Origin of the sequence: Sorangium sp. So ce1036, assembly GCF_051369805.1 — a bacterium.
Classification (GTDB): Bacteria; Myxococcota_A; Polyangia; order Polyangiales; family Polyangiaceae; genus Sorangium; species Sorangium cellulosum_F.
The window spans coordinates 1,347,229-1,370,160 of record NZ_JBBMOX010000001.1 but is presented as its reverse complement, the minus strand read 5'-3'; the positions used below and the strand labels follow the sequence as shown (position 1 = coordinate 1,370,160).

General features: G+C 73.5%; 19 protein-coding genes. 11 read left to right on the top strand and 8 right to left on the bottom strand.

What is annotated here, in order from left to right; all coding sequences use genetic code 11:
* The 4 genes from WMF31_RS05035 (at position 1) to nusB (ending at position 3,009) form a co-directional block, all read left to right on the top strand.
* A complete protein-coding gene (locus WMF31_RS05035; protein WP_436600839.1) occupies positions 1–744 on the top strand; it encodes a riboflavin synthase in 744 nt (247 codons plus the stop codon).
* A gap of 55 nt (positions 745–799) precedes the next feature.
* The gene (gene ribB / locus WMF31_RS05030; protein WP_436600838.1) at positions 800–1,969 is read left to right on the top strand and encodes a 3,4-dihydroxy-2-butanone-4-phosphate synthase; all 1,170 of its coding nucleotides are present in this window, start codon (positions 800–802) and stop codon (positions 1,967–1,969) included.
* A gap of 91 nt (positions 1,970–2,060) precedes the next feature.
* Positions 2,061–2,570, top strand: a complete 510-nt coding sequence (gene ribH, locus WMF31_RS05025; protein WP_436600837.1) for a 6,7-dimethyl-8-ribityllumazine synthase — start codon at positions 2,061–2,063, stop codon at positions 2,568–2,570.
* Between the two features lie 16 nt (positions 2,571–2,586).
* Positions 2,587–3,009, top strand: coding sequence for a transcription antitermination factor NusB (nusB, locus tag WMF31_RS05020; RefSeq protein WP_129353167.1), 423 nt, complete (start codon positions 2,587–2,589; stop codon positions 3,007–3,009).
* A gap of 13 nt (positions 3,010–3,022) precedes the next feature.
* Here nusB and WMF31_RS05015 read toward each other — a convergent pair whose 3' ends face one another.
* From WMF31_RS05015 to WMF31_RS05000, 4 genes are all read right to left on the bottom strand, one after another.
* Complete coding sequence (locus tag WMF31_RS05015) at positions 3,023–5,485, bottom strand: endonuclease MutS2 (RefSeq protein WP_436600836.1); 2,463 nt, start codon at positions 5,483–5,485, stop codon at positions 3,023–3,025.
* A complete protein-coding gene (locus WMF31_RS05010; protein WP_436606521.1) occupies positions 5,485–7,428 on the bottom strand; it encodes a sigma 54-interacting transcriptional regulator in 1,944 nt (647 codons plus the stop codon). The genes WMF31_RS05015 and WMF31_RS05010 overlap by 1 nt, the downstream gene beginning before the upstream one ends.
* Positions 7,429–7,478: 50 nt before the next feature.
* Positions 7,479–8,579 carry a hypothetical protein gene (locus WMF31_RS05005; RefSeq protein WP_436600835.1) on the bottom strand — a complete coding sequence of 367 codons (1,101 nt, stop codon included), beginning with the start codon at positions 8,577–8,579 and terminating at the stop codon, positions 7,479–7,481.
* 81 nt (positions 8,580–8,660) lie between these two features.
* On the bottom strand, positions 8,661–9,659 hold the full coding sequence (locus tag WMF31_RS05000; RefSeq protein ID WP_436600834.1) for an NAD(P)H-dependent glycerol-3-phosphate dehydrogenase: 999 nt from the start codon (positions 9,657–9,659) through the stop codon (positions 8,661–8,663).
* An 88-nt stretch (positions 9,660–9,747) separates the two neighbouring features.
* On the opposite strand from WMF31_RS05000, the gene WMF31_RS04995 reads away from it, so the two are divergent.
* From WMF31_RS04995 to WMF31_RS04985, 3 genes are all read left to right on the top strand, one after another.
* Positions 9,748–10,818: a hypothetical protein gene (locus tag WMF31_RS04995; RefSeq protein WP_129353177.1), complete on the top strand. Its 1,071-nt coding sequence runs from the start codon at positions 9,748–9,750 to the stop codon at positions 10,816–10,818.
* A 147-nt stretch (positions 10,819–10,965) separates the two neighbouring features.
* Positions 10,966–12,420, top strand: coding sequence for a signal peptidase I (lepB, locus tag WMF31_RS04990; protein WP_436600833.1), 1,455 nt, complete (start codon positions 10,966–10,968; stop codon positions 12,418–12,420).
* 264 nt (positions 12,421–12,684) lie between these two features.
* Positions 12,685–13,854 carry a zinc-binding dehydrogenase gene (locus WMF31_RS04985; protein WP_436600832.1) on the top strand — a complete coding sequence of 390 codons (1,170 nt, stop codon included), beginning with the start codon at positions 12,685–12,687 and terminating at the stop codon, positions 13,852–13,854.
* Between the two features lie 101 nt (positions 13,855–13,955).
* Here the strand turns inward: WMF31_RS04985 and kbl are convergent, their stop codons facing one another.
* Complete coding sequence (gene kbl / locus WMF31_RS04980) at positions 13,956–15,146, bottom strand: glycine C-acetyltransferase (protein ID WP_436600831.1); 1,191 nt, start codon at positions 15,144–15,146, stop codon at positions 13,956–13,958.
* Between the two features lie 412 nt (positions 15,147–15,558).
* Between kbl and WMF31_RS04975 the strand changes: the two genes are divergently transcribed.
* Positions 15,559–16,641, top strand: coding sequence for a hypothetical protein (locus tag WMF31_RS04975; protein ID WP_436600830.1), 1,083 nt, complete (start codon positions 15,559–15,561; stop codon positions 16,639–16,641).
* A gap of 36 nt (positions 16,642–16,677) precedes the next feature.
* A complete protein-coding gene (locus WMF31_RS04970; RefSeq protein ID WP_436600829.1) occupies positions 16,678–18,090 on the top strand; it encodes a DUF4331 domain-containing protein in 1,413 nt (470 codons plus the stop codon).
* Here the strand turns inward: WMF31_RS04970 and WMF31_RS04965 are convergent.
* Positions 18,075–18,848, bottom strand: a complete 774-nt coding sequence (locus WMF31_RS04965) for a hypothetical protein (protein WP_436600828.1) — start codon at positions 18,846–18,848, stop codon at positions 18,075–18,077. The genes WMF31_RS04970 and WMF31_RS04965 overlap by 16 nt on opposite strands.
* A 180-nt stretch (positions 18,849–19,028) precedes the next feature.
* Between WMF31_RS04965 and WMF31_RS04960 the strand changes: the two genes are divergently transcribed.
* A complete protein-coding gene (locus WMF31_RS04960; protein ID WP_436600827.1) occupies positions 19,029–20,465 on the top strand; it encodes a tetratricopeptide repeat protein in 1,437 nt (478 codons plus the stop codon).
* Positions 20,466–20,523: 58 nt separating this feature from the next.
* On the opposite strand, the gene WMF31_RS04955 is transcribed toward WMF31_RS04960, so the two are convergent.
* Entirely contained in the window at positions 20,524–20,976 is a 453-nt protein-coding gene (locus WMF31_RS04955) for a hypothetical protein (RefSeq protein WP_436600826.1), read from the bottom strand.
* A 14-nt stretch (positions 20,977–20,990) separates the two neighbouring features.
* On the opposite strand from WMF31_RS04955, the gene WMF31_RS04950 reads away from it, so the two are divergent.
* Positions 20,991–22,055: an endonuclease/exonuclease/phosphatase family protein gene (locus WMF31_RS04950; RefSeq protein WP_436600825.1), complete on the top strand. Its 1,065-nt coding sequence runs from the start codon at positions 20,991–20,993 to the stop codon at positions 22,053–22,055.
* Positions 22,056–22,095: 40 nt separating this feature from the next.
* On the opposite strand, the gene WMF31_RS04945 is transcribed toward WMF31_RS04950, so the two are convergent.
* Positions 22,096–22,809: a hypothetical protein gene (locus tag WMF31_RS04945; protein ID WP_436600824.1), complete on the bottom strand. Its 714-nt coding sequence runs from the start codon at positions 22,807–22,809 to the stop codon at positions 22,096–22,098.
* Positions 22,810–22,932 lie beyond the last annotated feature (123 nt).

Genomic DNA, 22,932 nt, shown 5'->3' with positions numbered 1-22,932 from the left:
ATGTTCACGGGGCTCGTCGAGTCGATCGGGATCCTCCGCCGCAGGAGCGGCGGCGCCGTGGCCCGCGCGCTCATCGAGACGAGCCTCGGGCCGCTGTCGCTCGGCGAGTCCGTGAGCGTGAACGGCGCCTGCCTCACCGTCGATCGCATCGCGCCCGGCGGGTTCGAGTGCGACATGTCCTCGGAGACGCTCGATCGCACCACGCTCGGGGCGTTGCCGGTCGGCGCGCGGGTCCACCTCGAGCGCGCGACGCCGCTCGGCGCGCGGATGGGCGGGCACGTGGTGCTGGGCCACGTGGACGGACTGGGCCGCGTCCTCGCGCAGTCGCGTGCCGGCGACGCGCTCCGCCTCGCGGTGATCGCGCCTCCCGATCTCTCGCCGTTCCTGGCTCCCAAGGGCTCCATCGCCATCGACGGCGTGAGCCTCACGCTCAACGCGGTGTCCGCGCCGGACTCCGGCGAGCTCCGGTTCGAGGTGATGCTCGTGCCGCACACCCTCGGTCGAACGCACCTCGGCGAGCTGCGCCCCGGCGCGGCCGTCAACCTTGAAGTTGACGTGCTCGCGCGCTACGTGGCGCGGACGCTCGAGGTCGCAGCGCTCGCCGGTCTGCGGAGCCTCTCGAGCACGGGCGCGCGCGAAGGCGACGCCTCTGCCGAGCGCGACGAAGAGCGCGGAAATACGGGAGAGCATGCGGATCACGACGAACGACTCCTCGCAAAGCTGCGCGCGGGGGGATTCTGCTGAGGTGCAGTCGGCCTCGAGCGTCGCGCTCGGTCAGGACATGAGCGCTGGGGGTCCGATGCCTCATCGGTTGACCATCGACAAGGCGGTGCTCGACCGCGTGAACACGGCGCTCGATCACATCCGCGCCGGCAAGATGGTGATCCTGGTCGACGACGAGGATCGCGAGAACGAGGGGGACCTCTGCATGGCGGCGGAGGCGGTGACCCCCGAGGCCATCAACTTCATGGCGATGCACGGCCGCGGCCTCATCTGCCTCGCCCTCGACGAGGAGCAGGTCGCGCGCCTCGAGCTGCCGATGATGTCGGCGCCGGGGCGGAACGGGCCGCCGCTCGGCACCGCCTTCACCGTGAGCATCGAGGCGCGCACGGGGGTGACGACGGGGATCAGCGCCGCCGATCGGGCGCACACGATCCAGGTCGCGATCGCGCGCGACGCCAGGCCCGAGGATCTCGTCACGCCGGGGCACGTGTTCCCGCTGAAGGCGCGGCGCGGCGGCGTGCTCGTGCGGACAGGGCAGACCGAGGGGTCCGTGGACCTCGCGCGGCTCGCCGGGATGCGCCCGGCCGGGGTCATCTGCGAGATCATGAACGACGACGGCAGCATGGCCCGCATGCCGGACCTCGAGGTGTTCGCCGCGAAGCACGGCCTCCTCATCGTGACGGTCGCGGACCTCATCCAGTACCGCCTCCAGACCGAGCGGCTCGTCCGGCGCGTGAGCGAGCGGACGCTGCGCATCGACCTCACGGGCACGGAGTGGACCGCCTACGTCTACGAGGTCATCAACGAGCCGCGGCAGTTCCTCGCGCTGACCAAGGGCACGGTCACGACGCCGGACCCCATCCTGTGCCGCGTGCACTCCGGCTCGATCGTGGCGGACCTCTTCAGCTCGACGCCCTTCGACGGCGGGTCGAACCTGCGCGAGGCGCTCCTCGCGATCGAGAACGCCGGCGTGGGGGTGGTCGTCTACATCCCCTCGCGCGGGGATCTGGGCCGCGAGCTGGAGATGCTGCGGCGCACGGGCGCCGAGGAGAGCGCGCCCGTGCTGCAGGCGCAGCAGCCGGGGAGGCTGCGGGAGTTCGGCCTCGGCGCGCAGGTCCTGGCCGATCTCGGGGTGCAGCAGATCCGGCTGCTCACGAACAGCCAGCCGAAGATCGTCGGGCTCACCGGGTTCGGGCTCACCGTGACCGAGCGGGTGCCGCTCGTCTCGATGAAGGTCGAGGCCTGAGGAGCCGATGGGCTGAGAGCAGAGCGCTCGGACGAGGGTCGCGAGCGCACGGGCCGCGCGCCCCGCGCGGCAGGGAGAGAGAGGACGGCGGATGGCACAGCAAGCGGTCGGGCAAGCACAGCCTCGGATCATCGAAGGGAACCTGGTGGTCCCGCCGGGGGCGCGCTTCGCGCTCGTGGCGAGCCGCTTCAACCACTTCATCGTCGACCGCCTGGTCGAGGGCGCGCTCGACGCGATCGCGCGGCACGGCGGCGCGCTCGAGCGGACCTCCATCGTGCGCGTCCCGGGGGCGTGGGAGGTGCCCACGGTCGTGGGGCGGCTCGCGCACAAGAAGAGCGTCGACGCGATCATCGCCCTGGGCACCGTGATCCGGGGCTCGACGCCGCATTTCGACTACGTGGCGGCCGAGGTCACGAAGGGGATCGCGACCGTGTCGCTCCAGACGGGGCTGCCGGTCACGTTCGGGATCCTCACGACCGACTCGATCGAGCAGGCGATCGAGCGGGCGGGCACGAAGCATGGCAACAAGGGCTGGGAGGCCGCCGTGAGCGCGATCGAGATGCTCGCGCTCGGCGCGTCGCTCGACGCCGCCGGCCTGTAGACGAAGGTTCCAAGAGATGGGTGCGCGTTCGACTGGCCGCGAGGCGGCCTTGCAGATGCTGTTCGCGGTGGAGGCCGGCGGGAGCTCGGCGCCGCGCGTCGTCGCGGCCTACTGGCGCGAGACACCGGGGGACCCCGAGGGGCGCGCGTACGCGGACGAGGTGGTGCTCGGCGTCGCCAAGGACCTCGCCGCCGTGGACGAGGCGATCCGCAAGGCGAGCACCAACTGGCGCCTGGAGCGGATGGCCCGGGTGGATCGGAACGTCCTCCGGCTCGGCGCGTGGGAGCTCATGAACCACCCGGAGGTGCCGCGCGCGGTCATCCTCGACGAGGCGGTCGAGCTCGCGAAGCGCTTCGGCAGCGAGGAGAGCGGCGCGTTCGTGAACGGCGTGCTCGATCGGATCGCCGAGAACCTCGGCCGCGTCGACCGGGACCGCTAGCGCCCGCGGCCGCTCACCACTTCAGCCAGGCGACCGTGACGCCGTCGCCGCCCTCGCCCGGGCCGCCCGGGCGGACGCGCGCCACGTAGGGGCTCGCGCGCAGCGCCTCGCGGACGGCGTCGCGCAGGGCGCCGGTGCCGTGCCCGTGGACGAAGAACGTCACCCTGCGGCCCGCGCCGAGCGAGCGGTCGAGGAACTGCTCGGCCATCGCGACCGCCTCGTGCGCGCGCAGGCCGCGCAGGTCGACGGTGTTCTCCGCCGTCTGGATCGGGACGTCCGGATCCGCGGCCGCGTCGAGCTCGACGCGGCGCTGCGGCTGCGGCGGCGCGGCGCCCGGCGGCGCGCCCGCGCCGCGCAGCTCGGCGATCGAGGTCGTGAGCTTGAGCGCCCCGGCGGCGACCCGGAGCTGGCCGCCGGAGAGGACCTCGACCACCTCGGCCTCGGCCCGCAGCCGGGGCACGTAGACGCGGGCGCCGACGCGGATGGCCGCCGGATCGACCGCCGGCCGCGCCGGCGGCTCGTCCCTCCGACCGAGCTCGAGCTCGCCGCCCAGCGATATCTTCTGCCCCACCGCGTCCATGGCGCGCGCGGCCGCCCGCACGTCCTCCTCGGTGGGCTTGCCGCGCAGGCGCGCCTGCGCCGCCCTGAGGTCCTCGCGCGCGCGCTTGAGGCTCGCGAGCAGCGCCTCGCCCTCCCGCGTGATCACGGCGCGCTCCTTCTCCCGGAGCCGCGCGATCTCGCCCTCGAGCTCCCGCCGCTTCGAGCGCGAGGCGGCCGCCTCGCGCTCGGCGTCCGCGCGCGCGAGCTCGAGGGCGCGGCGCTCGGCCGAGAGCTTCTCGACCATCTGCTCGAAGGTGACCGCCTCCTTCGTGAGGAAGCGCTCGGCCCGCTCGAGCACGGTGCCCGGGATCCCGAACTGCCGCGCGACGGCGAGCGCGCTCGAGGCGCCGGGCACGCCGACGACGAGCCGGAAGGTCGGGCTCATGGTGCCGAGATCGAAGCCGACGGAGGCGTTCTCGAAGCGCGGGTCGCCCAGCGCAAGCGCCTTCAGGCCCTCGTAGTGCGTGGTGCAGGCGACGGTGCCGCCGCGCGCGCAGAGCGAGTCGAGCACGGCCGCGGCGAGCGCCTCGCCCTCGCGCGGGTCGGTGCCGCCGGCGAGCTCGTCGAGCAGGACGAGGGCGCCAGGGCGCGTCTCGCCGAGGATCCGCCCGAGGTTCTTCACGTGGGCGCTGAAGGTCGACAGGTTCTTGTGGAGGTTCTGGTCGTCGCCGACGTCGGTCAGCACGACGTCGAACAGCGCGACGCGGGAGCCCTCCCTGGCCGCGACCGGCAGGCCCGCGCGGGCCATCAGCGCCGCGAGGCCGAGCGCCTTCAGGGCCACGGTCTTGCCGCCGGCGTTCGGCCCGGAGACGATCATGGCGCGGCCCGCGCTCACCGCGACGTCGCTCGGGACCACCCTCACGCCGTCGAGCGCGAGGAGCGGGTGGCGGCCGCCGATGAGCTCGAGCGAGGTCCGCCGCGCCGCGCCCTCCGGGGCGCCGCGGCCCCCGTCGAACGCGTCCCCCGGGACCTCGGGGAAGGCGAGGTCGAGGTCCTTCGCGAGCCGCGCCGAGGCGGCGCGCACGTCGGCGTGGGCCAGCGCGCGGGCGGCGGCCGCGACGCTCTCGATGTCCCCGGCGACCCGGGCCGTGAGCGCGGCGTAGATCGCCTGCTCCTCGCGCGCGACCTCCGCGTCGACCATCTTCATCCGGTTGCCGGCCTCGACGAGCGCGCGCGGCTCGACGAACACCGTGGCGCCGCTCGCGCTCGTCGCGTGGACGATCCCGGGGAAGCGCTCGTGCGCGTCGGAGCGCACCGGGAGCACGTAGCGCCCGTCGCGCTCGGTCCAGTAGCGATCCTGGAGGATGTCCTCGTGCTTCTGGATGAGGTCCTCGAGGCGGCGCACGAGGCGATCCCGCACCGCCCGGCGCTCCGCGCGCAGCGACTCGAGCTGCGGCGAGGCGCGGTCGGAGAGCGTGCCGTCCGGATCGAAGGCGAACGCGAGGTCGCGCGCGACGGCGTCGAGCTCGGGATCGATGGCGCAGGCCGCGTAGAGCGAGGGCGCGGCGTGGCGGCGGCCCTGCAGGTACTGCCGCAGCGTCCGCGCGGCCTCGAGCAGGCCGAGCACCGCGCGGAGCTCCTCGTTCGCGAGCGCGGCGCCGATGCGCGCCCGGTCGAGCGCGGCCTCGATCTCCGCGACGTCGCGCGTCGGCAACGGCTCGCCGGCGGCGTCGAGCTGGACCGCCTCGCGCACCTCCGCGAGCGCGGTGAGCGCCTCGGCGCGCGTCGCGGCGAACGGCAAGGCCCGCGCGAGCCGCTTGCCGGCGCGCGACGCGCAGCGCTCCGCGAGCGCCTCGAGGACGCGGTCCCACTCCAGGTCGGCGCGGGTCTTGGGCGGACAGGGGTCCGCGAGGGGCCCCTCGGGATCGTGTTCCATCAGAGTTCGGTCGGATCGCGGGCCACGCCGCCGGCCCCGCTCGGCATCGGGTTCTGCTCCTTCTCGAGGTAGCGGAAGATGGTGCGCGGGTCGACGCCGAGGTCGCGGGCCGTCTGCGTCCGGTTGCCGTTGTTGCGCTCGAGCGCCTCCAGCACGTACCGCCGCTGGAACTCCTCCTTCGCCTTCTCCAGCGGCATGACGGCGGTCTCGGCGCCGGGGCCGAGGTCGAGATCCTCGACCGAGAGGAGCGCCTGGTCGCAGAGGACGAGCGCCTTCTTGATGCGGTTCTCGAGCTGCCGGATGTTGCCCGGCCAGGGGTACTTCTTGATGGCGGCGAGCGCGGCGGGGCTGAAGCCGCGGACGGCGCTGCCGAGCTCGTCGGCGTACTTCGAGAGCAGCACCTTGGCGATGATCAGCACGTCGTCGCCCCGCTCGCGGAGCGGCGGGAGCCAGAGGTTCACGACGTTGAGGCGGTAGTAGAGATCCTCGCGGAAATTGCCGGCGCGGATCTCCTCCTCGAGGTTCCTGTTCGTGGCCGCGACGATGCGGATGTCGACCTTCTCGGGCCTGGAGTCGCCGACGCGGAAGACGACGCGCTCCTGGAGGGCGCGCAGGAGCTTCACCTGGAGGTTCAGCGGGAGCTCGCCGATCTCGTCGAGGAACAGCGTGCCCTTGTCGGCGACCTGGAACTTGCCCGGGCGGCTGGCGATGGCGCCGGTGAAGGCCCCCCTCACGTGGCCGAAGAGCTCGCTCTCGATGAGGTTCTCGGGGATCGCGCCGCAGTTGATGGTGACGAACGGGCCGCCCTCGCGCTGGCTCCGCCGGTGCAGCTCCCGGGCGATGAGCTCCTTGCCGGTCCCGGTCTCCCCCGTGATGAGCACGCTGATGTCGGTCGCCGCGACCTTCTGCAGCTTGCGGAACACCTCGAGCATCGACGGGCAGGCGCCGATGATCTCGCCGAACTTCTTGTCGTGCAGCTCGGCGACGAGCTTCGCCTTGTCGGCCCGGAGCGCGTTCAGGAGCATCGCGTTCTGGAGGATGAGCGACGCCTGGGACGCGAAGATGCTCAGGAGATCGAGCTGCGCGCGGTCGAAGAGGTGCTTGATCTTGTCGTTGCCGACGTAGAGCGCGCCGATGATCTGGCCCTGCGACACGAGCGGCGCGCACATCACGCTGGAGAGCTTCATCGCGATGACGCTCTCGCTCCGGCCGAACTGCGCGTCGGCGAGCGCGTCGGAGACGATCACGGGGCGGCCCGTGGTGACGACCTGCCGCACGATGCTGTCCGAGATCCCCCCGGCCGCGTCGGTGATCGCCTCCTTGCGGACGTTGCGCGACGCGCGCACCGCGAGCTTGCGATCGCCGCCCGGGGAGCTCGCCCGAGCTGCGCCCCCGCGGATCGCCGAGTCGGCCGCCGCCTCGGCGCCCTCCAGCAGCAGCAGGAAGCCCTTGTCGGCGTGGGTCAGCTCGATCACGTCGTCGAGCATCGCCTCGAGGAGCTCGTCGACGTTGCGCCGGTTGATGAGCTTCTCGCTGAAGGCGAACAGCTTGCGCACGCCGGCGAGCTCCGACGAGCCCTGGACGGCCGCGGGCCGCTCCGCCCCGCCCTCCCCCGGGAGCCGCTCCTGCGCGGGGGGCGCCTCGGCGAACATCGAGAAGCCGAGCTCCACCGCGCCGAGCTGCAGCCGGTCGCCGTGCACCAGCCGGGCGCGCCGCTTCTTCTTGCCGTTGATCGCGATCTCCCCGTCGCGCTCGCACTCCTCCAGCACGAAGTCGCGCCCGTCGAACACGATCTGCGCGTGATGCTCCAGGACCCCCGCCCCCACGATCGCGACGTCGTTTCCTAGCGCCTTGCCGATCGTCGTCATCGGCTTGTGGACGCTGTACAGGCGAGGCGCGCCCTCGGAGGCGAAATACTTCAGGGTGGGCATCGAGCCCAGCATAGCAGGCGCGCCGCGGCCCCACGCGGCCGTGTTGCCCGGCACACCGCGGCTTACCAGAGCTCTCCGATGAGGGTCGCGCCCACGCCGCCCCTGTAGGGCGTGAGCCCGCCGCCGAGCACGCGCGCGAACGGGGGACGGCCGCGCTCTTCCTGCTCGTTCAGGACGACGTCGCCGCCGCGGTCCGGCTTGCCCAGGAACACCGCGCCCGCGACGATGCCGAGGGCGCCGGCCGCGCCCTGGGCGATGAGGCCGCGGCGCGGGTCGTGATCGCTGCCGAGGTACGCGAAGTAGATGGGCAGCGAGATCACCGCGCCGAGGCCGAGGCCGCCCCACATCCAGGCGAGCTGGTTCCACGACGGCGTCCACGCCGCGGACAGGCCGACCGCGCCCGCGGTCGCGACGTTGAACCCGATCAGCCCGCCGAGGGAGATGCTGTCGTTGGCCTCGCTGAAATCGCCGTTGCTGGCGGCGCCCCCGAACGCGCTGCCGATGAGCGTCCCCCACACCGCGCTCGAGGCGACGAGCATGTTGGTCTGCGGCCTGGGCCGGAACAAATGATAGAACGCCCACCCCGCGGCCCCGCCCACCGTGGAGCCGATCACCTCCGACGTCGCGAGCCCGAGGAAGCCCCACTCCTCCCCCTCCTCCGCCGTGACGTACTGGTAGGAGGCCACGCCGAGCCCCTCGCCCGCGCCGATCACCATGCCCGTGGCGATCGCGGAGGGCATGCCGCGCGGCATCGGCGGCGCGTCGAGGAAGTAGACGCCCACCGGCGCGGCGACGCCGAGGAGCGCGGGCGCGATGAACTGCAGGCCCGGGTCGTCGATGCCGACGAGCGCGTCGAACCAGATGCCGGTCCCGACGCCGTAGGCCACCGACGTGGCGTAGAGATAGCCGACCTCGAGCGGCGTCGACTTCGGCCGGCTCGTCCTCCGCGGAGGCGGCGGGTACGCATAGCCGCCGTACGGCCCCGGAGCCTGGCCGTACTGGCCGCCGTAACCGTACTGGCCGCCGTACGCCCCGCCCTGCTGCCCCCCGTACGCCCCGCCCTGCTGCCCGCCGTAGGGCGCGCCGTACTGGGCGGAGGCCGTCCAGCTGACGCTCGACAGGAGGAGCGCGGAGGTGAGACCCACGAGGTGGCGCGTCTGCATCGCGGCGCCACTTTACAACGTGACGAAGGGAGAGGCGCGCGCGGTGCGAGAAAATCCCTTCCGGCGGGCCGACTCCGCGCCTCACTCCTTCGTGAGCGCGCGGGTCATGAGGTCGACGACGGCCCGCGGCGGCGGCTTCCCCTCGTAGAGCATGCGGTACACCTCGACCACGATCGGCATGCTCACGCCGAGCTTGCTCGCGAGGTCGTACGCGCTCTTCGCCGTCTTCACCCCCTCGGCGACGTGACCGAGGCCCGCGAGGATCTCGTCGAGCTTCCGTCCCCTGCCCATCTCGATCCCGACGGTGCGGTTGCGCGACAGCTCGCCCGTGCAGGTGAGCACCAGATCGCCCATCCCGGAGAGCCCCGCGAGCGTGAGCGGGCTCGCCCCCTTCGCCGCGGCCATGCGGCCGATCTCCGCGAGGCCGCGCGTGATGAGGCCGGCGCGCGCGTTGTGGCCGAGGCCGAGGCCGTCGCAGATGCCGGCCGCGATGGCGATGACGTTCTTGAGGGCGCCGCCCACCTCCACGCCCACGACGTCCTCGGACGAGTAGACCCGGAACCGCTCGGTCGCGAGCATGCGCTGCACCACGTGCGTCGCCTGCGGGCTCCTGCCCGCGACCACCACGGCGGTCGGCTGGCCGGCCGCGACCTCCCGCGCGAAGCTCGGGCCCGACAGGTACGACAGCCGCGGCTCGGCCTCCGGCCCGAGCTCGTCGACGAGCACCTCGCTCATCAGCATCAGCGAGTCGTTCTCGATCCCCTTCGTCGCGCTGCAGACGAGCGCGTCCCGCGGGATGTGGGGGCCGGCCGCGCGCACCACCTCGCGGAGCGCGTGCGACGGCACGACGATCACGACGAGCTCCGCGCCGCGGAGCGCGTCCTCGAGATCGCTGGTCGCGCGCAGGCTCGCGGGCAGGTCCACGTCCGGCAGGTAGCGGCGGTTCTGGCGCTCGCGCTCGATGCGCTCGGCCAGCTCGGCGTGGTGCGCCCAGACCGCGGTGGGGTTGCCCTTGTCCGCCAGCAACTTCGCGAGCGCCGTCCCCCAGGCGCCGGCCCCGATCACTGCGACGTTCGCCATGGAGGCGACCCTATCACCACCCGCCCGCCGCGCCGAAAGGGGCGCCGCGCCCCGCTCGCGCCGCCGGCCTTTCGATTATGCTGCGCCCATGCTCCTCCGCACCGCCGCCCGCGCGCTCGGCCTCGCGCTCTGCCTCTCGCTGCTCGGGGGGCTCGCGGGCGCGTGCGGGCAGGGCGCGCTCGGCGTCCTGCCGGGCGTCGTGAACGACCCGGGCAACCTGTCGCTCCGCAGGGCCCTCCTGTCCTACGCGACGGGCCAGATCTGCGGCGAGATGCAGCGGCGCAGCGTGCCGCTGCGCCTGCGTGACGAGGATCCGGTGACCGGCCGGTTCTACCCGAGCTCCTGCCTCGTCCAGGATCTCGCGAACGGGAACCTCTTCGTCCAGTTCGGAGGAAGCGGCTTCGTCTGGACGAACCTGACGAAGCGCATGAGCTTCGACGCGAGCGCCGCCGTCGAATACGACCACGACTTCCTGATGGATGGCGACACGATGTACGTCTACTTCCGTCAGCGCTCGACCACGGCGGCGAGCTTCACCACCCGGCTCATCGAGCAGCCGGCCGCGATCTCGGTCGCCGGCGTGTCGCTCGCCCAGGGCAGCGCCTTCGCCAACGCGCTCGGCGCCCAGCTCGTGAAGACCGAGATCGCCCGTGGCTTCACCGTCATCCGCGACGACGACGGCGCGGTGCAGTTCGGCCTGGGCATCATCGAGAAGGGGCAGCGGCCCCGCGCCCCGTACGAGCGCCGGGAGAACGGCAAGCTCCTCGTGGCCAACGAGCGGACCGAGGTGCACCAGAACCAGCGCGACTACATCGGCCCGCTGGAGATCACCGACGGCGGCCAGGCGGTGACGCTCACGGTCGCGCTCGAGGGGGCGCCGGGCGTGGACGTGCTCCTCGTCCCCCGGGGCCTCGGAGAGCAGTGGCTCCAGGCGTACCTGACGCAGGCCGCGCCGGCGCCGATCTCGGCGCCGCCCCTGCTCGACGAGCCGGTGTACTCGGGCGCCCCGTTCCGGCGAACGGTGCCGCTCCCGAGGGGGCAATATTACCTGGTCGTCGACAACACGGGCACCGCGGGTCGGACGCAGCCGACGACCTACGCCCTCGACGACCGGGCCGGCCTGGTGAGCTATGCCGTCGAGGTCGGAGACGCCCCGTGACGCGGCAGCGGGTGGCGCTGCGCGCTTGCCCTGGCGAGGGGCGACGTATACATAAGCCCTCTCTTGCCGCCGCGCCCCGATGATGAACCCCAGAGCACCCCTTCGGTCGCGGCCCATCGGCCTCCGAGCGCGGAGCTTTCTCCCTCGATGAAAGGGAGCGCGAACACCGAGGCCCGCGTCAGCGCGGCCAGGCCGACCAGCGGCCCGGAACAGCGCTCGAACGGCAGCTCGCCTCCCCCAGGAGGCAGGGACGGTCGGCTGCTGCGCTTCCTGTTCCACCTCGTGTGGATCGGCCTCGTGCCGTTCGCGCTCGCGGTCGTGAACGTCTGGCTGCTCACCCCGCCCCCGGGCGGCAGCGCCCAGCCGCTCCGCGTGTTCGTCGGCGAGCAGCAGATCCCCGCGGGCATCGTGCTCTTCACGATCTTTGCGATGATCCTCTGGCGGTTCCGCCACGAGCTGCCGTTCGCGTCGGCGATCGGCGTCGGCGGGCGGCGGGACATCCCGCCGAAGGCGCGCGCGCGCTTCGAGGACGCCGCCGCGCTCCTCGAGGAGGCCCACCGGATCCTGCGCAGCCGCAAGCGCGAGGTCGAGCGCGAGCTGACGAGCGGCGAGCGCGAGCAGGTCACGCAGGCGATCGCGGCGCTCGAGCGCGCGATGACCGCCGACACGTTCGACGCCGACGAGTTCGACGCCGCCCACGGCCGCGCCGACCGCGTCATCGGCGAGCACCTCGGCCGCTGGCGGAAGGGCGAGATGCGCGAGTACGCCGAGTCGATCGGCATCGCCGTCGCCGTGGCGCTCATCCTGCGCGCCTTCGTCGTCGAGGCGTTCAAGATCCCGAGCGGCTCGATGATCCCGACCCTCATGGTCGGCGATCACATCTTCGTCAACAAGTTCACCTACGGCCCGCTCATCCCCTGGACCGACCAGCGCCTCTTCCCGCGCCTGCCGCCGGCGCGGGGGGACGTGATGGTGTTCAAGTTCCCGGAGAACAAGGAGCAGGACTTCATCAAGCGGACGATCGCCACCCCGGGCGACACGCTGGAGGCGGTCAACGGGCGCCCGATCCTCAACGGCTGGCTCGTCCCCCACTGCCACGTCGGCCCCTACCGCTACGAGGGCCGGCAGGCGGAGCTGTTCGTCGAGTTCCTCGGGGACAAGTCGTACCTCACGCTCTACGACGCGAACCCCGACGAGACGATGTGCGAGGAGAGCAACGACTGCGGGCCGGGCCACACCTGCCGCGCGGGCGTCTGCGGCATGCTCCAGGGGCCGTTCAAGGTCGCCGCCGACGAGGTGTGGGTGATGGGCGACAACCGCCACAACAGCCACGACTCGCGCAGCTGGCGCGGCGGGCTCGGCGCGGGCGTGCCCTTCGAGTACATCAAGGGGCGCGCGATGTTCGTGTGGATGAGCTTCGGGCCGGGCGGCGGCATCGCGCAGGATCGCCTCTTCGTCAACGTGATGGGCCGCCCCAAGCTCCCCGGCTCCCACGAGGCGAGCCTCCAGGCCGGCCTCGACCGGTGCCTTCGGGAGCGGCCGCCGGTCTCCGAGACGACCCCGCCGCCCGCCCCCGCGCGCGCGCCGTCGAAGCGCCGCTGAGCGCGCCAGCAGGAGCGCGCCCGGGTGCGCCGCCCGCTGCGCCCTCCCGCTCGCAGCCGCGCGTGCAGCACCGCCCGCGTGCGCTCGTGGACCGTCCCCCTCGGCGGGCTCCTCGGCCGACGCAGCGAGTCATCCGGCTCGCTCGCTGACAGATCTGCTGCAATTTTCCAATGGGCACCCGGTCGTCCGCGCGCCACGCTAGATGCGCCTGAGGCGCCCGTGCGCCAGCTGCGGGCGCCTCGGCGCGGAACAGGAGCCAGGCGCATGAGCGACACGATGTGGGCGCTGACCTACGATCGCGAGCGGGACCCGTGGGAGTCCACGATCGGGCTGGTCAAGGCGGAGATCGAGCGCCCGTCGATCGACGAGGGCAGGGACTATCACGACCGGGCGAACGTGCTCGTCAAGCCGCTGATGACGGGCTTCTGCGGGTCCGATCGCGGCATCTGGTTCCGCACCGCCTTCAAGGACATGATCTTCCGGTCGCTCGATCGCGACCGGAGGTCGACGCGCACGATCGGCCACGAGCTCCTCGGCCGCGTCGTCGATCTCGGGACCGACGCGCGCCGGTCGTTCGGGCTCGCGGTCGGCGACATCGTCTCGACCGAGAGCCACATCGCCTGCGGCGCCTGCTACCAGTGCCGGGTCGGCGACACGCACGTGTGCGCCGACGACAAGATCATCGGGATCAGCGAGGATGGCTGCTTCGCCGAGGTCGTCAAGCTGCCCGCGAAGAACCTGTGGCGCACCGATCTCGCGCGGATCCGGCCCGAGGTCGCCGCGGTGCAGGAGCCGTTCGGCAACGCCGTGCACGCGTGCACCAAGGTGAACCTCCGCGGCAAGCGCGTGGCCATCTTCGGCTGCGGCACCATCGGGCTCTTCGCGATCGCGATCGCCCGCGCGATGGGGGCGATCTACGTGATCGGCGTGGAGCCGGCCGAGCGGAACGCGGAGATGGCCCGCCGCCTGGGCGCCGACGTGGTCCTCCGGCCGCGGAGGGCGAGCCCCGAGCGACCCCACGCGAGCGATCCCGAGCTGACCGAGCGCATCCGGAAGCTCACCGACGGCGTCGGGGTCGACGTCGTGCTCGAGATGAGCGGCGTGAACAGCAGCGTCAACAACGCGATCCACGCGGCCAGGCGCGGGGGGGACGTCATCCTCTTCGGCCTGAAGAGCGGCGACGCGGTGATCGAGAACTTCGACCGCCTCATCGTGGACGGCATCAGCCTCCACAGCGTGATCGGCCGCCGCATCTTCGAGACGTGGCACATCACGCGCCACCTGCTCGAGTCGCGCGACCCGAACATCCACGACCTCATCTGGGAGGTCATCCTGAACCGGGGCGAAGGGACGGTGTTCGACTTCGACGACTACGACGCGGCGACGTTCCAGGAGGCGATCTCGAGCCACCCGAAGGTGATCCTCCGGTACTGATCCGGCCAGCCGACCACCCCGAGCTGCGCGGCTCCGGCCAGCCGACCACCCCGAGCTGCGCGGCTCCGGTCAGCCGACCACCCCGAGCTGCGCGGATCCGGTCAGCCGACCACCCCGAGCTGCCGGCCGACCTCGCGGAACGCCGCGAGCGCGCGATCGACGTGCTCAGGCTCGTGCGCGGCCGAGAGCTGCACCCGGATGCGGGCCTCGCCCTTCGGCACGACCGGGTACGAGAAGCCGATGACGTAGATGCCCTCGGCGAGGAGCGCCCGCGCCATCTCGTTCGCGAGCCGCGCCTCGCCCAGCATGATCGGCACGATCGGGTGCGTGCCCGGCTTGATCGTGAACCCGGCCTGCGTCATCCCCTGCCGGAACCGGCGCGCGTTCTCCATCACCCGCTCGCGCAGCGACGGCTCGGCGTCGATGAGGTCGAACACGGCGATCGACGCGCCCGCGATCAGGGGGGCGAGCGTGTTGGAGAACAGGTACGGCCGCGAGCGCTGCCGGAGCAGGTCGACGATCTCCTGCCGGCCGGTCGTGAACCCGCCGCTCGCCCCGCCCAGCGCCTTGCCCAGCGTCGAGGTGATCACGTCCACGCGGTGCATGACCCCGCAGAGCTCCGCGGTCCCGCGCCCCGTCGGCCCGATGAACCCGGTGGCGTGCGAGTCGTCGACCATCACCATCGCGCGGTGCTTGTCGGCGAGATCGCAGATGGTGTCGAGCTTGGCGAGGTACCCGTCCATCGAGAAGACGCCGTCGGTGGCGATCAGCCGGAGCCGCTTGCCGGACGTCTTGCGCAGGAGGTCCTCGAGCGCGGCCATGTCCCCGTTCGGGTAGCGGTGCCGCTCGGCCTTGCAGAGGCGGATCCCGTCGATGATCGACGCGTGGTTCAGCGCGTCCGAGATGACGGCGTCCTCCTCGCCGAGCAGCGTCTCGAACAGGCCGCCGTTCGCGTCGAAGCAGGACGAGTAGAGGATCGCGTCCTCGGTGCCGAAGAAGCGCGCGATCCGGGACTCCAGCCGCCGGTGCAGATCCTGCGTGCCGCAGATGAACCGGACGCTGGAGAGGCCGAATCCGTGGGAGTCGATCGCCCGCTTGGCCGCGTCGATGACCGCGGGGTGCGACGAGAGGCCAAGGTAGTTGTTCGCGCAGAAGTTGAGGACCTCGCCCCCGCCCTCCGTCCGGATCGCCGGCCCCTGCGGCGTCGCGAGGATCCGCTCCTCCTTGTAGAGCCCCGCCGCACGGATGTCCTCCAACGCCCGCGCGTACACTGACCGAGCGACATCGAACATGGGAGTTTTATAAAACGAGGCTGACAGCGGGTCGACGGGGGAACGCCGTCCGGCCCTCCTGCGCAATGCCGGGGGGTGGGGCACGCCGGGGGCTCACCTCCGGGGCCTGCGTTCCGGCGAGCCCCTTGCGTGGCTCGCCTGCACAAAAGCCCCTCCGGTGAGCGCGCGCCCCACCCCCCGGCGTTGCGCCTCGACCCGAGCGCCGGCAGGCGCCGCCGGACTCGAGAGACAGGGTGCGCGCGGCTTTCTCGATCGGAGACCGGCCGAGGCCTACACGACCCGGGAGGACCATGGCAGAACGGGTCGCGCGAGGCGCCGCGCCATGGCCGTACGAGGCCGCGCGGGCGCCGTCCACGCGAGAGCCCGCGCGCCGCGGACGAGCGCGCGAGCCGCGCCGTCGGGAGGAGAAGGCATGACGGGAGCCAGGGGGCACTTCCGACGAAGCGTCGGTGCGCTGTGCGCGGCCGCGCCGCTCGCGATCGCCGCGGGCAACCCGGGTTGCAGCCGCGCGGAGGAGACACCTGGACGGACCAGCACGAGCGCCGCCGCCGCCGGAACCGGGGGCGCGCCCGCGGCGAGCAGCGCGGACGGAGGCGGCGGGGGGAGCGGCGGAGGCGGCGGGGCGCCCTACGCGGTCGCGGCCGTCGTGCCGGCGCGGGCGTTCGACGCGACGCCGGATCCCGGCGCGGCCCACGTCTACTTCACCGCCATCGACGCGAGCGGCAGGGCCGGCGTCTTCAAGGCCAGCGCGCGCGGCGAGGCGAGGGCCGTCGAGATCGCCGTCGGCCCCCCGTTCGTCGCGCCGCTCGGGATCGCGACGAGCACGGATGGCGGCCGCCTGTTCGTGGCCGATCCGGGCGCGGGCAGCGCGGCCGACCGCGACGCAGGCCACGTCTTCGTCATCGATCCGACCGGCGGCGCTGTCGCGCCCGTCCAGGGGGGCGAGGGGCTGGTCGCGCGCGGCCTCGAGGTCGTCCGCGCGGCGGACGGCGAGGACCGGATCCTCGTCTCGGGGCGCGATCCCGCCGATGGTCAGCCCGGCGTGTTCTCCCTGCCGGCGCGCGGCGGGAACGTCGCCGTGATCGCCAGGGGGAGCCCGCTGGCCGATCCGAGCGGCGTCGCGGCCGCCGGCGCCGGCGATCGCGACGTCTTCGTCTGCGACGCCCTCGCGAGCCCCGACGGGACGGCGACGATCTTCCGGATCGAGGACGGCTTCGTGAGCCCCTTCGCCACGGGGCTCCACGCGGGGCACCCCTGCGGCCTCGCGCTGACGCGCGACGGCGCGGCGCTGTTCGTGCTCACCCGCGACGTGGCCCGAGGCGCCGACGAGATCGTGCGGATCGAGGTGGCGTCCGGGGCGCGCTCGTCGATCGAGATCGGCGCGCGGGGCCATGACGAGCCCGGCGGCCTGCACCGGGCGAAGGGCGCCGATGTCTTCGCGTTCGTCGATCACAGGGCCCAGGAGACGGGCTCGGTGTTCCTGCTCCGTCCGTGAGCCACCGCAGAGGAGCGACTGGGAGGACCCGCACGCATGATCCACCGACCGTCGCGCGCCGGCGCCGCCTTGGCGGCGTCCGTCGCGCTCAGCGCATCCGGCCTCGCCGCGGCGTCGAGCCACCGCGAGGCGCCCGCCATCGCGCGGGATCCGGCCGCCGACAACACCGATCTCCACGCGTGGGTGGAGGGCGGAAACCTCGTGATCCTGGCGAGCTACCTCCCGCACGAGGAGCCCGCCGGCGGGCCGAGCTTCCACGGCTTCTCGGACGACGTGCTGTACGAGGTGCACATCGCCCGCGGGCCGTCGAGCCTCGAGGACGCGCTGACCTACCAGTTCCGGTTCTCGACCACGGCCTACCGCGCGTCGGATCCGGCGGGGCTCCCCGCGCCGCCGAGCGGCGGCAACGAGCTCTTCTCGCAGCTCGCCGGCGCGGAGCAGACGTACACGATCACGAAGATCGAGGGCGGGGCGAAGGCCGTCATCCTGGCCGACGCCCCGGTCGCGCCGCCGAACATCGGGCGGCGGACGAACCAGCTCGTCTACGGGATCTCCGGCGGCGGCTACCCCGCGTTCGCGACGTCCTCCAGGTTCCTCAAGCAGATGGCGGGCGGCGAGGGGCGCGCCTGGGTCGGCCCGCGCGACGACGGCTTCTACGCCGACGTCGGCCACGGGTTCGACCTCGCGGGGATGTGCCCGCTCCTCGCGGCGCCGAGCCCGTCGTGCACCCCGCGCGACAACCTCGCCGGCCATAACGTCCACACGCTCGCCCTCGAGATCCCGCTGGCGAAGGTCAATGGCGGCGCGGCCCCCACGCCCGGGCCGAGCGACCAGCAGACGCTCGGTATCTGGGCCTCCGCGAGCCGGCGCAAGGTGCGGATCCTGCGCGCGAACGGGCAGGAGGACGGCCTCGGCCCCTGGGTCCAGGTGTCGCGGGTGGGCCTGCCGCTCATCAACACCTGGATCATCGGCCTGCAGGACAAGGACAAGTACAACCGGGCGCACCCGCGCGACGACCTCGCCAACTTCGGGGCCTACTTCCTGAGCCCGATCCTGGTGCGCGACGCCGAGCTCGCGGGCCTGTACCGGGCCGGCCAGCCGCTCGCGGCCTTCGATCCCGGGGCGCTGAAGGAGAACCGGACCGACCTCATCGACACCTTCAGCCTGAAGCCCGCGAGCCTCGGGGGACACAACCTGGAGACCTTCGGCGACGTACTGCGGATCGACCTCGGCATGCCGTCGGCCTTCCCGAACGGCCGCGCGCTCGTCCCCGGCGCGGACCACGAGCAGACCGACGTCACCGACGCGCTGCTCACGCTCCTGCTGACCGGCGCGACCGGCGCGACGGCGGGCGACGGCGTCGCCGCGAACGACGCGCTGTTCCTCCCGACCTTTCCCTACCTCGCGACGGCGTGGGAGGGCGCAAGCCAGGGTCACTTCACGCCCTGAACCGTCGAGCCCCGGGCCGCCCCGGGCGGCGCGCCGTCGGCGCACGCGCGTCCGGCGCAGTGGCCGCGGCACTCGGGGTGCGCCTCGGCGAAGCGGGTCTGGCGGGTGACCGCGGCGAGCGCGTCGACGGACCGGCCGCAGGGGCCCACGGCGCGCGGGGCGCGGCAGGCGCCCGCGTCGGTGGGGCCCGCGCCGTCGCAGCGCAGCCCGTCCACGCACTCGAGCGACGAGCGGCACCGCGCCCCGACGCCGAGCGTGCCCCGCACGATCCCCTCGCACGCGGGCGGGACCGCGGCGGCGAGCGGGGAGACCCAGCCGCACCCCTCGAGCGACCGAGCCATCGCGGCGACGCAGCGGCTCACGTCGTCGGGCGAGAGCGTCACCGCCCCCGCGCGCACCGCGAAGCTCAGCGCGCGCGTGCACGCGGCGGTGGCGTGGAACCCCGCGGCGACGCCGCGGCACGCCGCCTTGCGCCGCGCCGGCAGCGCGTGAAGCGCCTCGCACAGCCGCGCCGCGTGCGGCTCCGGCGCGCCCTCGAGCGCCGGGTAGACCGGGGTGATCTCGTCCGCCGCAGGCAGGCCGGCGGGCGCGGTGCCGTCCGCCGCAGGCAGGCCGGCGGACGACGACGTCCGAGGCGCCGCGCTCGCGCCGGCGTCCGGCGCGCTGCGCTCTGCGCGCCCGCAGCCGACGACGATCGACGCGACCAGCGCCGCGGCGCCGAACCGCCGCAGGCGGCCGCCATCCGTCGAGACAGGCAATGCGATCTCCTCCGCGCCGCGCGCTGCTGATGGATCGAGCGATGTGCCAGCGCAGCGAGCTTGCCGGCGCAGGGCAGCGAGGCAAGCTCTTTCGCGATCGGGCCGGGCGCGCGGCGCCGGGGCGATCCACGCGGCTCGCCCCGGGCGGAGCCCCGGCGAGCCAGGAGGTCAGTCGCTCCGATGCCGCGACGAACGGGTTGCCTCTTCGCCTGCCTCGCCCTGAGCGGGAGCTCCGGATGCGCCGAGCGATCGCGCGGCGAGGTCGCCCCGGCCGAGCGCGCCGCCGCGGCGCACGCCAGCGCCGAGCGCGCCGCCGCGGCGCACGCCAGCGCCGAGCGCGCCGCCGCGGCGCACGCCAGCGCCGAGCGCGCCGCCGCGGCGCACGCCAGCGCCGGCCTCGACGCGGCGCGCAGGCTCGCGCTCGCGGCCCCGACCGGCGCAGGCGCGCTCGACCGCGAGATCCAGGCGCTCTCGCGGCGGCTCGAGCGGGCCCCCGGCGGGCCCGATCTGTGGAGCGCGCTCGGCCACGCCTGGATCCGGAAGGCGCGCGCGTCGGGCGATCCGTCGCTCTACCGCAACGCCGGGGCGTGCGCGGACGTCGCGCTCGCGCTCGCGGAAGACCATCGCGCGGCGCTCAACCTGCGCGGCCTCGTGCTGCTCCACGATCAGCGGCTCGCCGAGGCGCGCGACGCCGCCGAGCAGGTCCTCTCGCGGGACGGGGGCGACGTGGTCGCGCTCGGGACGCTGAGCGACGCCTCGCTGGAGCTCGGCCTGTTCCAGGCGGCAGCCGAGGCAGCGCAGCGGATGGTCGACCTCAGGCCCGGCCTGCCGTCGTACGCGCGCGCCGCGCGCCTCCGCTGGCTCCAGGGCGACGCGGCCGGCGCGAGGCAGCTCTTCCACCTCGCGCGGCGCGCGGGCCATCCGCGCGAGCCCGAGGCGCTCGCGTGGGCCCTCGCGCAGGCGGCCATGGTGTCGTGGCACGAGGGCGATTACGAGGCCGCGGACCGGGGCTTCGCGCAGGCGCTCGCCGCGCAGGGCGAGTATGCGCCGGCGCTCGCCGGCAGGGCGCGCGTCGCGCTCGCCCGCGGCGCGTGGGGGCGCGCCGTCGAGCTCCTCGAGCGGGCCTCCCGGAGGAGCCCCGACGCGGAGATCGCGTGGCTGCTCGGCGACGCCAGGGCGGCCGCGGGCGACCCCGCCGGCGCGGCCGAGGCCTACGCGAGCGTGGTGGCGTCAGGGCGGCGGGCGGACCGCCGCACGCTCGCCCTCTACTATGCGACCAAGGGCCTGGAGCGCGACGAGGCCGTGCGGCTCGCCGCCGCGGAGCGCGCCGTCCGCGGCGACATCTACACCGAGGACGCCTGCGCCTGGGCGCTGTACCGCGCCGGGGAGCTCACCGAAGCGCGCGCGGCGAGCGATCGGGCGCTGGCGCTCGGCACGAGGGACGCGCGCCTGCTCTACCACGCCGGGGCGATCCGGATCGCCCTCGGCGATCGGAAGGAAGGCGAGCGGCTCGTGCGGGCGGCGCTCGATCTGAACCCCAGGTTCGACATGACGGGCGCCGCCGAGGCGGAGCGGATCCTCGCGCGACGGAGAGGCCCCCGCGGCCCGGCTCGCTGACGAGCCCCGTGGCTGAGCTCGCGAGTCAGATCGGGAGTGCGCGGGAGGGAGCGCGCCGCTAGGTCTCATATTTTACGGCAGAAGGGATGACCATGGGCGGAGGAGCAATCGCGGGCTGCGCCTGAGGGGCGGACGGATGGGCTGGCCCCGAGCCTGGCTGACTCTTCGGTGGCTGGCCGTGGAGCTCCCGTAGCCGGGCCGGCGCCGGCTCGATCGCCGTGGGGGGCTCTTCCGGGGTCTCGGCGGTCGGGCTGGGCGGCACGCTCACCGCGGGCGGAGGCGGCACGAACATCCTTGGTACCCGGATGGATCGGGCGATCGACGCTACCTCCGGAAAGCTCACCGCCATTCGCTCGACAAATGCCGCACGGGCCGCATCATCGGGAGCGCTCGCCGAGGCCTTCGCGACCCGCAGCGCCGACCAGAGCTCGTAGTACCAGGCGGAGAGGGAGGCATGCGCTTCCAGCAGGTCACGAATGGTATCCTCGGAAACGATGATGTTCTTGCCCATGGGCGAGAGGATACATGACCGAGCGGCGCATCCCACCTGGTTCGAACGGCTCAAGCCCCGGCGTCACGACGTCGGGCGGCGCCGTGGCGCTCGCGGAGATCGGCGCTCACCACGGCGCCGGATCGCCGGGCGACGCCCCCGCGCCGCTGCGGATCATCTCCTATAACGTCCGCTATTTCGGCCACGGCACGCGGGGCATCGCCTCCACGAGCGCCGCGATCACCCGGATTGCGACGACGCTCTCGCGGCTGTCGCCGCTGCCCGATCTCGTGTGCCTCCAGGAGGTGGAGACCCAGTCGCTGCGCTCCTCGACGATGAACCCGCGGTGGCATCCGGAGGAGACGCAGCTCGACCGCCTGATGACCGAGCTGCACGCGGCGCTCTCGCGGGCAGAGCGGCGCGAGCGCTTCGTCGCTTACTACTTCCCCGCGCACACCTACCGGCTCACCGCGCGGACGAACATCTACACGACGGGGCTCGCGGTCATCGCGCGCGACACGTTCCGCATCGGACATCACAACGCGGAGCGCCCGCACGACATTACCCATCGGCGGCGGGTGAGGCGCCTGAAGCAGACGCGCATCTGTGCGCACGTGTCGTTCGAGCACGAGAGCGGGCAGAGCTTTGATGTGTTCAACACCCACCTCAGCCTGCCGAGCGTGTTCGCGCGGGAGTTCTGGACGGGCGAGGCGCGGATGGGGTTCGGGCCGAACCAGCTCGAGGAGGCGAAGGTGCTCGCCGATTTCGTCCGCCGCGAACGCCGGAGCGACAACTTCATCGTGGTGGGCGACTTCAACTCGCTGCCGGGCTCGCCGGTCGACCGCTTCCTGCGCGAGGAAGGCGGCTTCGTGGACGCGTTCGCCAAGGTCCGCTGCCTGTCCGAGATCGAGGCGCGGGCGTTCCCGACGGCCGGCTTCATGAACCTGCGCATGCACCTCGACCACGTGTATTCGTCGGAGCGCCTCGAGTGGCTCGACTTCGCGGGCACGCACCCGTTCGGGCACAAGGGCGCGTTCGCCGGGCTGTCCGATCACGTCCCGCTGATCGCCCGCTGCCGGCTGCCGGGCTCGTCCGGCTGACCTCGGCCCCGGGCGGCGGCGGGGCGCGCGCGCCGGGCGCTCACCCTGGCAGCCAGAGCAGATCATCCATGATGGGCTCGAGGCACGCGGAGATCTGGAGCCCGATCTCGCCGCCGCACGCGAGCTTGCCGAAGCAGGCGCGGACCTGCTGCCGCCCGCGGCTGTTCATCGCGCCGATCGCCCGCTCGAGCTGCGGCCCGAGCCCGTCTTCCAGGCTCTGCCGGCAGGTGTCGTAATCGACGTCCCCGCACCCGGCGACGCGACCGCAGAGGACGGCCATGAACGGCGCGAGATCGGCGTGAGGCAGCGTGGTGGCCGTCATCGCCTCGGAGCCGCAGCGGCTCACCTCGGCGGCGTACTCGGGGGTGAAGGGGTCGCCTTCGAACCGCTGGAGCGCCGCGAGCGAGCACTCCGAGGTCGCGCGGAGCATCCTCGGCGAGGCCATCGTCGTGTGCCGGGTGCACTCGTCGAACTTGGGCCAGCTCCTGGCCTGGCTGGTGGCCCGCTGGTAGAGCGCGTCGAGGTACTCGCACCACGCGCGCTGGGCCTCGCGCTGCTCGCGCTGCTCGCCGCCCGCCTTCCGGGCGTCGGCCGCCTCGGGCGCGGGTCGCGTGGGCGCGTTGCTCGCGGCCGCCGCCGGGGGCGGCGGCGTCGACCCGCCGCACCCCAGGGCGAGGGCCAGGGAGCCCAGCGAGGCGGCGCCGAGCGGGGCGAGGGCGGCGCGAACGCTGCGACCACGGACTTTGCCTTTCACGAGAGCCTCCCTTCGTCGAGCAGGCTGCGGAGCAGCCCCGCATGACCCGCCATGCGCGTGCAGAACCGGATCAGCGACGGGGAACGTGCACAGCCCAGGCCACGCGCGTGCCCGGCCGCGGCA